The following is a 10,836-nucleotide window of genomic DNA, read 5'->3' as shown; positions in this document are numbered from 1 at the left end:
CTAAGTTTTATCAGTGTTTGTTTATAAATGACAATATTAAGTATTATTTTTTGTACTTCGTGCAGTCGTGTCGATTCTGTTATCAAGTACAATAAATAATATGCTCCGAGAATTTGCTGTAGAAGCCATTCACCCAACTCAAGACGGTGATACCATTTATTCCTTACTCGCCAATCGTGCTATGCGTAACCCACAAGACGTGGTTGCTCAATGGCAAGACGATGAAACTCGTCGTTGGCATGATGTTACTTCATCTGAAATGCTCGCGAAAGTTCGTGCAGTAGCTCGAGGCTTAATAGCACTCGGAGTTCAGCATGGCTCCAAAGTTGTTATTTACTCTGCTACATGCTATGAGTGGGGTATTACCGATTTTGCTTGTGCATGCATTGGTGCTGTAAGCGTTCCTATTTATGAAACAGATTCAGCATTACAGGCAGCTGACATTATCGATGAAGTTAAGCCAGTTATTGCTTTTGCTGGAGACGATGCGCATGCTCAATGCTTAGAGCGTGTTCGCCAGGATCATAAACGCATAACTTTGAAAACTGTATTTAATTTCAAAGCTGGCGGCTTGGAAGCAGTTGTTGATTTTGGTAAATCTATTACTGATGATGAGCTTAATAAAGCTGTTGATGCTGTTAAGGCAGATGATTTAGCTACTATTGTTTACACTTCTGGCTCAACTGGTAGACCTAAAGGCGCAATGCTTTCAAATCGTAATTTTACGCATATTGTTTTTGCTGGTTACGATGTTCTTAGCGATATGCTATGCAAGCCAAATCGTTTGCTTTTATTCCTTCCATTAGCGCATTGTTTTGCTCGCTACATTCAATATGTTGCAATCGGTGCTCATGGCGTTATTGGATATGTGCCTAATGCTAAGCATCTTTTGGCTGATTTGCGTAGTTTTAAGCCTACGTATTTACTTGGCGTTCCTAGGGTTTTTGAAAAAGTTTATAACGCTGCGTCACAAAAAGCTGGTGCTGGCATAAAGGGTCGTATCTTTGCTAAAGCTGTAAAGCATTTCATTCAATGGTCTCGCGACAATGTTGAAGGTAAAACCCATTCTCTTGCTGCGCGCATGAATCATGCAATGTACATGAAAACAGTTGGTTCTTCTATTCGTTCAGCTTTAGGCCCTAATCTTTCATGGTTAGCTTGCGGTGGAGCCCCAATGGATGCTGATTTGGCTCATTTCTTTAATGGTCTTGACGGTATTACTTTTATTCAAGGCTATGGAATGACTGAAACTGCTGCTCCTTGCGTAGTTAATTTTGAGCATGCAAATCAAGTTGGATCTGTAGGTCGACCTGGTCCTGGTATAACTATTCGTCTTGCTGACGATGATGAAGTGCTTATTAAAGGTCCTAACGTATTTATGGGATATTTCAATAAGCCCGAGCTTACTGCAGAAGTTATTGACGAAGATGGATGGTTGCATTCAGGAGATCTTGGTTCAATAGATGATGAAGGATTCTTGTCTATTACTGGTCGCAAAAAAGATATTATTATTACTGCTGGTGGCAAGAATATAAGTCCTGCTCCTATGGAAGGTATTATTGCTCAATGCCCATTAGTTTCTCATGCTGTAGTAGTGGGCGATGGTAAGCCATTTGTGTCTGCTTTAATTGAGCTTGATCCAGATATGGTTCGTTCTTGGCTAAAGAATAAGGGAATGGATGTTAACCTTACTATGAGTGAGATTGCTGCTAACGATGCTGTGCGTTCAGTAATTCAGCAATTTATTGACCAAGCTAATAGTACTGTTTCTCGCGCTGAGTCTGTTCGTAAGTTTGTTATTTTGCAAGATGAATTTACTCAAGATGCTGGAACCTTGACTCCAAGTATGAAGATTGTTCGTCCGAAGATTCTTGCTCGCTATGCTGATATTATCGAAACGCAATTGTATGCTCCAAAGCCTAATACTCGTCCTTTGCCAGCAACTGTAAAGATTCTCGATAAAACTACTGAGACTGTTAAGCAAGCACAAGAGACTGTTAAGCAAGCTCAGGAAGCTGTAACTCCTCGAGTTCGTCAAGCTATCGATCAAGCTGCGAATCATTTGAAGCATTTTGGTGAAGAATCTTCATCAGATTCCTCTTCGACATCGCATAGTGATAATAATGAACATGTCGAGTAAAGAGCTTGCATATTTGTAGTTGTTTTTCGTTATTCCTACTTAAATAAAAGAAAGAGTAATCGAGTGTCTATTAGAAAAATTCGTATTGTTCCGGATCCTGTATTGCGAACTCCTTGTGATGAGATTCGTGAAATTACTCCAGCTGTGAAACATTTAGTTGATGATTTATTGGAAACGGTAAATGACCCAGGTAGAGCTGGATTGTCTGCTAATCAGATTGGTGTAAGTTTTAGAGCTTTTTCTTACAATATAAATGGTCGAATCGGCTATATTCTAAATCCAGTAATTGAAGAGCTAAAAGGTGAGCAGTACGACGACGAGGGTTGCCTTTCTGTTCCGGGATTATGGTACAAAACTAGGCGCGCAAATTATGCTAGAGCTCGTGGAATTGATTTAGATGGTAAGACTGTAGTGCTTGAAGGTGAAGGTCTTATGGCTAGAATGATTCAGCATGAGTGTGATCATTTAGATGGTCATATTTATTTAGATAGGCTTGAAAAGGACGTGCGCCGTCAAGCGTTGCGTGAGTTGCGCAATAATATGCGTAACTAAGTTTTAGTTTTTATGCTTTATGCGTAAATAATTTTTTAAAAATTATCGGCGTTTTTGTTGCTTTTATTGCTACAAGAATGCCGATTTTTAGTATTGAGTATCTGATATAATCGCTCTTTGCGTGTCCATTTTGAGCATGAGTATTGCCGCGTTGTATGATTGCTCGCTTTTTATTGTCTACACGGATTCGCAAATACGCGCCATGTACGCGTCCGTTCGTGTCGGTCGGCTTGGATTTAGACATGTGTTAACCAAGTTGCATGCGAACAGACATGGCCAGGAAATAACCGACAAGAAAGGTATATAGATATGGCACAGATTACCATGAGTGAAATGCTGAAGGCTGGTTTGCACTTCGGACATCAGACTCGTCGCTGGAACCCAAAGATGAAGCAGTTCATTCTTACCCAGCGCAATGGTATTCATATCATCAATTTGTTCAAGTCTCTCGACATGATCGACAAGGCTTATGACTTCATCAAGCAGACTGTTGCTCACAACGGCACTGTTCTCTTCGTGGGCACTAAGAAGCAGGCTCAAGAAGCTGTACAGAATCAGGCAACTCGCGTAAACATGCCTTATGTTTGCGAGCGTTGGCTTGGCGGTATGTTGACCAATTTCCAGACTGTTTCTACTCGCGTAAAGCGCTTGAAGGAACTTGAGGAAATGGACTTCAGCGATGTTCGTGGATCCGGCTTGACTAAGAAGGAACTTTTGCTTCTCGAGCGCGAGAAGGACAAGCTTTCCAAGCAGCTCGGTGGTATTCGCAACATGAACCGCACTCCATCCGCCATGTTCGTTGTTGATATTAACAAGGAAGCTTTGGCTGTTGAAGAAGCTCACAAGCTTGGTATCCCAGTTGTAGCAATTGTTGATACCAACACTGATCCTGAGGCTGTTGAGTATCCAATTCCTGCAAACGACGATGCTATTCGTGGCATTGAGTTATTGACTAGCTTGATGGCTGATGCTGTAGCTGAAGGTTTGCTTGAGCATGCCGGTAAGGGCGCTAAGTCTGAAGGTAATGATGCTCAGCCAATGGCAGCTTGGGAGAAGGAATTGCTCACCAAGGAAGGCGAAGCTGAAGCTGAGCCTGCCAAGGAAGAAAATACTGAGGCAAACGCCTGATAAGCTAATTTGCAACCAGATTCTTATTTAGAAGCTGCAAAATCCAATTGATTTTGCTTTTTGCAGCTTTTAAGAATCATATTGATACGAGGAGAACAAAATGGCAGCAATTACTGCAGCGTTGATTAAGCAGGTGCGCGAAGAAACTGGCGCCGGCATGATGGACGTTAAAAAGGCTCTTACTGAAGCTGAAGGCGACGTTGCCCGCGCTAAGGAAATCATCCGCGCTAAGGGTATTCAAGCAGCTGGTAAGCGTGAAGGTCGCAAGGCTCAGGAAGGTACCATCGCTTCTAAGGTTGTTAAGTCTGCTGAAGGCGAAACTGGTTACGCAGTTGAGTTGAATTCTGAAACCGACTTTGTTGCAAAGACACCAAAGTTTGTGGAATTCTCAAATACTGTTCTTGACCATGCTGTTGAAGCTAATGCTTCTACTGCTGAAGAAGTACTTGCAGCTCCAGCTGATGGTGCAACTGTTAAGGAATCTGTTGAAGAAGCAGCAGCTTTGTTCGGCGAACACGTCAAGGTTGGTCAGGTTGCTAAGGTAAGCGGTCCACACGTTGAGATTTATGCTCACAAGAAGTCTGTGGAATTGCCTCCAAGCATCGTTTCCATGATTGCTACTGACGAAGCTGGCGCAAAGGTTGCTCACGAAGCTGCTTTGCAGATTTCCGCTATGGGTGCACAGTGGCTTCGCCGCGAAGATGTTCCAGAAGAAGTTTTGGAATCTGAGCGTCGCGTTGCAACCGAGAAGTCCTTGGCTGAAGGCAAGCCAGAGAAGATTGTTCCAAAGATTGTTGAAGGACGTATGAACGCCTTCTTCAAGGAAACTGTACTTCTCGAGCAGGCATACGTTAAGGATCCATCCAAGAGCGTTGGTGACTTGTTCAAGGAAGTTGGCGGCACCGCTTTTGCCTTTGCTCGCGTTGAGGTTGGCAAGGGTGCTGCTGAATAAGCACTAATTATATAAGAATTTATTTTTGTTCTTGTATATAGGGTTGCGTGCACAAGTTGTGCGCAACCCATTTTTTATATTCATTTTCCAGCTTAACGTGCGTTTTGAGTGTCGTTATTGATAGATAAACTGACAAAGATATACCTCATTCGCCGTTATGACTGGAGGAATCTGTATGGCTATTGCACAAACGGATGAAAGAAAGTCCCGTAGGGTTTTATTAAAGCTTTCTGGAGAAGCATTCGGTGGTGGCGCTGTTGGTATTGATACTAATGTTATTCGTAGGATTGCCGGCGAAATAGTAGCTGCAGTCAATCAAGGCGTTCAGGTTGCTATTGTTGTCGGCGGCGGTAACTTCTTTAGGGGAGCAGAACTGCAGCAAGCAGGTATTGATCGTAGCCGTGGCGATTACATGGGTATGTTGGGCACTGTAATGAACTGCTTGGCTCTTCAGGATTTTCTTGAGCAAGCAGGGCAAGCAACTCGCGTACAAACTGCTATTACAATGGGTCAGGTTGCAGAACCTTATATTCCGTTGAAAGCAATTCGTCACCTTGAAAAGGGTCGTGTGGTTATTTTTGGTGCTGGTGCCGGAATGCCATACTTCTCAACAGATACTGTTTCTATTCAACGTTCATTGGAAATTCATTGCGATGAAGTTCTTATGGGCAAGAATGGTGTGGATGGCGTATATAGTGCTGATCCTCGTAAAGATTCTACTGCTCGTAAGTTCCTAACATTAAACTATAAGCGTGCTATCGTCGATGGTTTAGCTGTTATGGATGCGTCTGCGCTTTCTATGGCTCGCGATAATAATCAAAAAATTCGTGTTTTTGGTCTCGAAGGCGAAGGTAACGTAACTAGTGCTCTTGTTGGAGAATCTATTGGCACTTTAGTGTCTAATGCAGAGCCAACATTTGCTTAAATATTATAAAGGAGAACACATGTCAGCAATAATTGATCAAGCCCGTGAACAGATGAATAAGTCTGTTGAAGCTACTAAAGAGAATTTTATGGGTATTCGCACCGGTCGTGCTAATCCTGCTTTGCTAAACGGAATTATGGTTGATTATTATGGTGCTCCAACTCCAATTAAAGCTGTTGCATCTATTGGTGTTCCAGAGCCTAGAACCCTTTCAGTTACGCCTTTTGATGCTTCTCAAGCGAATGCTGTTGAAAAAGCCATTCGCGATTCTGATTTAGGCGTAAGCCCTAATCGTGATGGCAATGTTATTCGTGTTACTATGCCAGAGCTTACGGAAGAGCGTCGCAAGGAATACGTCAAGCTTGCTAAGAATAAAGCAGAAGAAGGCAAAGTTGCAGTTCGCAATATTCGTCGCAAAGCTAAGGAATCTATTGACAAGTCTGTTAAAGACGGTGAACTTGGCGAAGATGAAGGCGATCGTTTACAAAAAGAGCTTGATAAAGTAACTAAGCAAGTTACTGATTCTTTAGACGTTTTGCTTGAAGGTAAGCAAAAAGAAATTATGGAAGTCTGAGATTTTTGTAGTTTCAAACTGAATGGGTGCCGTATGAGTCAACTAAAACAGCATAATTTTGCCAATGGAGTCAATAAAGCAGACGCTGAAAAAACTGCATCAGAAGTAAGATTATCTTCTGACAAAGCAGCTACTGCTACACATGGCACCCATGAAACTTTAAGTGATATTAATCGTCGCACAGGCAGGAATATGCCTCAAGCAATTGCTACTGCCGCAATACTAGTTGTAGCAATTGTTTCTTGCTTAATTATTAGCATTGATGTCTTTATAGTGCTTATGGCCATTTTTATGGTTCTGGCATTGTGGGAATTACATGTTGATTTTGCAACTCTTGGTTTGCGTATTCCTTTCGTGACGTTATCAATATGTTCGCTTGTAACTATTTTTGCAACCTACTATGCAAAATGGCATGCTGTTGCTATGGCTAGTGGAATTACTGCATCTTTGCTTCTTACAGTAATTTGTGCGACTCTTAGCAGCACTATTTCAAATAGAACGATGCAAGCTGTAGAAAAAAAGCTCGATGGTTCTAACCGCTCATCATACGAGCATACTTTATTTACGAATATGTCTGTTTCGCTATTCGTAGTGTTGTACATTCCACTTTTAGCTTCTTGCATTGTGTTAGCTCTTACAAATACAAAATACGCAGTTGCTCACGCTATGCTTTTGGTATTTTTACCTGCATTAAGTGACACTGGCGGATTATTTGCTGGTGCGTGGTTGGGTAAACATAAGCTTTCTCCGCGAATCTCTCCTAAGAAGTCTGTAGAGGGCTTAATAGGCTCAATGCTTTTTGCGATTATAGGAGCATACGCAATTATTGCAGGTTTTTATGGTTCCTCTTGGTTCAATTTCTGGTGGATGCCATTAGTTATGGGTATTTCTTCTGGAATTGTTGGCACATTTGGTGACTTGTGTGCTTCTATGCTTAAAAGAGATATTGGTATTAAAGACATGGGACATTTGCTAAAAGGTCATGGTGGTGTTCTTGACCGAGTAGATTCTATTTTGCTGTGCGGTCCTGTGCTGCTTGTGCTTTTGCAACTTGCTCATTTCTAAATTTATCTGTCACAATCGTGGGCTTAGGCTAATATCGACGCCATGACAGTCAGTTTTATTCCGTCGCCAAGTATTTCGCAATTTTCTCTTGGCTTTGTAAACATAAAGTTTTACGCTCTTAGTATTCTTGCTGGTATTTTGATTGCAATGTGGATTACTACGCGTCGATGGAAACGTCTTGGAGGAGATTTTAACCAGATACTTGATCTTGTTTTAGTCAGTCTTCCTGCTGGAATAATTGGTGCGCGTTTGTACCACGTAATTACAACTCCAGAAAGATTCTTTGGATCTCATGGTGATTTCTTAGAAATTTTTAGAATTTGGAACGGTGGTCTAGGAATTTGGGGTGGCATATTCTTAGGCGCATTAGCTGCTTGCGCTTTATGCAAGTATCGTAAATATCCTATTGGATTACTAGCTGATTGTGCCGCTCCTGCAATACTTATTGCACAAGGCATAGGTAGACTTGGAAATTGGTTTAATCAGGAACTTTATGGAGCTCCAACAACATTGCCTTGGGGTTTGAAATTAAACTATAATGCCACTCAAGCTATTGGTCATGCTGAGCGCTGCTACGATGGTTTAACCTGCCCGGCTGGAACATTATTCCATCCAACATTTTTGTACGAGATGATTTGGAATTTCATCGGTGCTGCATTGCTTATTTATTTTGGAAAAGTTATAGCTAAGAAGTTAAAAGCCGGTTCTGTATTCGCGCTTTATGTTATGTGGTACACAATTGGACGCGTGTGGATTGAGGCATTGCGAATTGATTTTTCACATGTTTTCTTAGGTGTGCGCATTAATGTTTGGGTTTCTATTATCGTATTCATTTGTGCAACTGTTGCTTTTGCTTTGCTGCAAAATAGTACTAGTACTCGTGAGTCTCTTGTTGAACGACTTATAGATATAACTTCAGACGAAAGAGAACGTGAGTCTCAGAACACTTCTAGTAAGTAAGATTCAAGTATTTGAAAAAGCAATTTTAAAAATCTTGTTTTATAAAACTAGTCGCTTGCATTTTCTAGAATAGTACACATGAATATACAAATAGCACCTAGCATTCTTTCCGCAGATTTTTGCAATCTTGAGCGTGACCTCGATGCAATATCTAATGCGGATCTTGTTCATGTCGATGTAATGGATCATCACTTTGTACCTAACTTGACTTTGGGTGAACCAATTGTTAAGCGAATTTGTGAGGTTACTAAACTTCCAGTTGACGTACATTTGATGATTGAGGATCCAGATCGTTGGGCTCCAGAATACGCTAAGCTTGGAGCTGCTTCTGTGAGTTTCCATATGGGTGCTACTCATGCTCCAGTGAGATTAGCTCGTCAGCTTCGCGATATGGGCTGTAAAGCTTGCTTTGCTGTGCGCCCTGCGGAACCAGTTGAACCTATTTTCGATATTCTTGATGAATTCGATATGGTTCTTATTATGACTGTTGAGCCTGGTTTCGGTGGACAGAAGTTCTTAGCTAATCAAATGAATAAGGTTCGCCGTTTACGTGACGAAATTACTCGTCGCGGATTGCAGACTCATATTCAGGTTGATGGAGGAGTTAGCCCTTCGACTGCAGCAATAGTTGCTGAAGCTGGTGCTGATGTGCTTGTTGCAGGTTCTGCAGTTTATAGAGCAGAAAGTCCTAAAGAAGCGATTGAAGCTATTCGTAATACTGCTAAAGCTGCTTGGCGTGAATAAATATTAGATGTGTGTTGGGGACATGAAATATGTCCCCAACATGTTAAGTATTGCACAACAAGCGAGTTTTTGATGCGAATATATGCTGATTAGTTGAGTGATTTCGATGAGGAAGATATTATGACTAAGTTCGTTATTAATCAGGAATATAGTCCTGAAGCAATGAATCGAGTTTTGACAATACCTAATCTAATCAGTTTTTTGCGCATATGTTCAATTCCGTATATTGCTTGGCTTATTACACAGCATCAAATGACTTTTGCTCTTATTGTTTTAGCAATATCTGCATTTTCTGATTGTCTTGATGGTTATCTTGCTCGTACTTTGAATCAAGTTAGTAAGTTGGGTCAAATTCTTGATCCTATAGCTGATCGTCTATTGATTTTTTGCAGTACTCTAGCTTTAGCTATTGCAATGATTATCCCTTGGTGGGCACTTTTATTAGTAGTATTGCGTGATGCTATTATGGCTGTACTTGTAATAGTACTTGCGCAAAGAGATTACGGTCCTTTGCCTGTTAACTTCGTAGGTAAAGCTGGCACAGCGCTTCTTATGCTTTCAATCGTTTCTTTAATGATTGTTTATGCTGTATCTACTGAGTCTATGTTCGTGCTTTATGCTGCTGCACTTGCATGTGGAGTGTGGGGTATTGCTCTATATTGGTATGCTGGCTTGCTTTACTATATGCAAGCTTATTTACTACTTGCTAAGTCAAGAAAAAACTAAATAAGGCGTGTACGCACATATGACTAAGCAAGATGAATTTGTTAGTTTAAAAGATAGTATTAAAGATTTAGATGTAAAGCATACGTCTCACAAAAGCACTATGCCAATATCTTTTGATGCTCCTGATGGAATGTCGTTAACTAGGCGTAGGGCATTATTCTCGCACTCATTTACTGGTATTTCAACGCATCACGTTGTAATGTCTCCCAGTGGTTTTGCTCACAATCATGATCGTAGCCGTTATATTGATGACTATGCTTTGCGTCTTATTGATGATTTAACTAATCGTCCAGTTGATCCAATGTTTATGGATGCAAGGTTAAGTAAACAGCCTGTTAAACTATTTAATCTGTGGTTCACTAGAGCCATAGTATTTTTATTGTGTGTTTCTATTGGTACTGTTGGTAGCCAGTTTGTTCGCAAATTGCACACTGATCCTAGAAAAGCAATACGTTCTTCATTAGCTAATGAGTTGTCTGGTTATACGTCTCGTTTCGATAAGCTTGTAGAAGAAGTAACGTCATTGAGAAATAACGTAGATCATGAGTCGCAAAAAATTACTACGCCTGAAGAGGATGAAGTTAGTAAATCAGATGATATGGTTAATGGCACTCATGCTGTAGAAGGTTCTGGGATTACTTTAACTATTGCTAATCCTATTTCTGCTTCGAGCGATGTGAATAGCGGTTCTTTACCTCGCGAAAGTAACGGCGCAAGAATGCGATTAGTTACAGATCGTGATATTCAACAATTTGTGTCATTATTGTGGAAAGCAGGCGCTGAAGCTATTTCCGTTAACGGGCATAGACTCGGAGCACAAACTTCTATTCGTGTTGCTGGTCAAACTATTCTTATTGGAGTTAATCAAACTCAAAGCCCATATGTTATTGAAGTTATTGGCGATTCTGATGATTTGATTAAACAATGCAATGATATGAAGCGCATGAAATGGTACGCATCTTTAGTTAATGCAGGCATTAATCCACAGGTTTCACCTTCGAGAGTTATACGACTAAGTGCAGCAAGCACAGGCGATATTAGTTTTGCCAACGAGAGAATTAGGAGATAAG

Annotated in this window: 11 protein-coding genes; all 11 read left to right on the top strand. The window is 41.0% G+C overall.

Going from position 1 to position 10,836, the window contains the following annotated elements:
* Positions 1 to 100 precede the first annotated feature (100 nt).
* Positions 101 to 2,140 (top strand): AMP-dependent synthetase/ligase, encoded by a 2,040-nt coding sequence (locus tag ACJV2T_RS05650; protein ID WP_415682964.1) that lies wholly within the window; start codon positions 101 to 103, stop codon positions 2,138 to 2,140.
* A gap of 63 nt (positions 2,141 to 2,203) precedes the next feature.
* Positions 2,204 to 2,692 (top strand): peptide deformylase, encoded by a 489-nt coding sequence (locus ACJV2T_RS05645; protein ID WP_415682965.1) that lies wholly within the window; start codon positions 2,204 to 2,206, stop codon positions 2,690 to 2,692.
* Between the two features lie 309 nt (positions 2,693 to 3,001).
* Positions 3,002 to 3,820 (top strand): 30S ribosomal protein S2, encoded by an 819-nt coding sequence (gene rpsB / locus ACJV2T_RS05640; protein ID WP_119526583.1) that lies wholly within the window; start codon positions 3,002 to 3,004, stop codon positions 3,818 to 3,820.
* 100 nt (positions 3,821 to 3,920) lie between these two features.
* Positions 3,921 to 4,772, top strand: a complete 852-nt coding sequence (tsf, locus tag ACJV2T_RS05635) for a translation elongation factor Ts (RefSeq protein WP_415682966.1) — start codon at positions 3,921 to 3,923, stop codon at positions 4,770 to 4,772.
* Positions 4,773 to 4,947: 175 nt separating this feature from the next.
* Positions 4,948 to 5,697 carry a UMP kinase gene (gene pyrH / locus ACJV2T_RS05630; RefSeq protein WP_415682967.1) on the top strand — a complete coding sequence of 250 codons (750 nt, stop codon included), beginning with the start codon at positions 4,948 to 4,950 and terminating at the stop codon, positions 5,695 to 5,697.
* Positions 5,698 to 5,716: 19 nt separating this feature from the next.
* Positions 5,717 to 6,271: a ribosome recycling factor gene (frr, locus tag ACJV2T_RS05625; protein WP_004106603.1), complete on the top strand. Its 555-nt coding sequence runs from the start codon at positions 5,717 to 5,719 to the stop codon at positions 6,269 to 6,271.
* A 33-nt stretch (positions 6,272 to 6,304) separates the two neighbouring features.
* A complete protein-coding gene (locus ACJV2T_RS05620; RefSeq protein WP_415682968.1) occupies positions 6,305 to 7,336 on the top strand; it encodes a phosphatidate cytidylyltransferase in 1,032 nt (343 codons plus the stop codon).
* Positions 7,337 to 7,378: 42 nt separating this feature from the next.
* Positions 7,379 to 8,296 (top strand): prolipoprotein diacylglyceryl transferase, encoded by a 918-nt coding sequence (gene lgt, locus ACJV2T_RS05615; protein WP_419399382.1) that lies wholly within the window; start codon positions 7,379 to 7,381, stop codon positions 8,294 to 8,296.
* Positions 8,297 to 8,374: 78 nt separating this feature from the next.
* Positions 8,375 to 9,040 carry a ribulose-phosphate 3-epimerase gene (gene rpe, locus ACJV2T_RS05610; protein ID WP_419399381.1) on the top strand — a complete coding sequence of 222 codons (666 nt, stop codon included), beginning with the start codon at positions 8,375 to 8,377 and terminating at the stop codon, positions 9,038 to 9,040.
* A 120-nt stretch (positions 9,041 to 9,160) separates the two neighbouring features.
* Complete coding sequence (locus ACJV2T_RS05605) at positions 9,161 to 9,766, top strand: CDP-alcohol phosphatidyltransferase family protein (RefSeq protein WP_415686838.1); 606 nt, start codon at positions 9,161 to 9,163, stop codon at positions 9,764 to 9,766.
* Between the two features lie 19 nt (positions 9,767 to 9,785).
* Complete coding sequence (locus ACJV2T_RS05600) at positions 9,786 to 10,835, top strand: DUF881 domain-containing protein (RefSeq protein ID WP_415682971.1); 1,050 nt, start codon at positions 9,786 to 9,788, stop codon at positions 10,833 to 10,835.
* Position 10,836 lies beyond the last annotated feature (1 nt).

It is taken from the genome of Gardnerella phocaeensis (genome assembly GCF_048545075.1).
Classification (GTDB): domain Bacteria; phylum Actinomycetota; class Actinomycetes; order Actinomycetales; family Bifidobacteriaceae; genus Bifidobacterium; species Bifidobacterium vaginale_J.
Note: the sequence above shows the minus strand (reverse complement) of the source record. Positions and strands in the feature narration are given on the sequence as shown.

What these genes read in the sequence shown, in the direction of transcription:
- lgt (WP_419399382.1), top strand. Translation starts at nt 7,379, where the DNA reads ATGACAGTCAGTTTTATTCCGTCGCCAAGTATTTCGCAATTTTCTCTT.
- ACJV2T_RS05650 (WP_415682964.1), top strand. Translation starts at nt 101, where the DNA reads ATGCTCCGAGAATTTGCTGTAGAAGCCATTCACCCAACTCAAGACGGT.
- rpsB (WP_119526583.1), top strand. Translation starts at nt 3,002, where the DNA reads ATGGCACAGATTACCATGAGTGAAATGCTGAAGGCTGGTTTGCACTTC.
- ACJV2T_RS05600 (WP_415682971.1), top strand. Translation starts at nt 9,786, where the DNA reads ATGACTAAGCAAGATGAATTTGTTAGTTTAAAAGATAGTATTAAAGAT.
- rpe (WP_419399381.1), top strand. Translation starts at nt 8,375, where the DNA reads ATGAATATACAAATAGCACCTAGCATTCTTTCCGCAGATTTTTGCAAT.
- frr (WP_004106603.1), top strand. Translation starts at nt 5,717, where the DNA reads ATGTCAGCAATAATTGATCAAGCCCGTGAACAGATGAATAAGTCTGTT.
- ACJV2T_RS05620 (WP_415682968.1), top strand. Translation starts at nt 6,305, where the DNA reads ATGAGTCAACTAAAACAGCATAATTTTGCCAATGGAGTCAATAAAGCA.
- pyrH (WP_415682967.1), top strand. Translation starts at nt 4,948, where the DNA reads ATGGCTATTGCACAAACGGATGAAAGAAAGTCCCGTAGGGTTTTATTA.
- ACJV2T_RS05605 (WP_415686838.1), top strand. Translation starts at nt 9,161, where the DNA reads ATGACTAAGTTCGTTATTAATCAGGAATATAGTCCTGAAGCAATGAAT.
- tsf (WP_415682966.1), top strand. Translation starts at nt 3,921, where the DNA reads ATGGCAGCAATTACTGCAGCGTTGATTAAGCAGGTGCGCGAAGAAACT.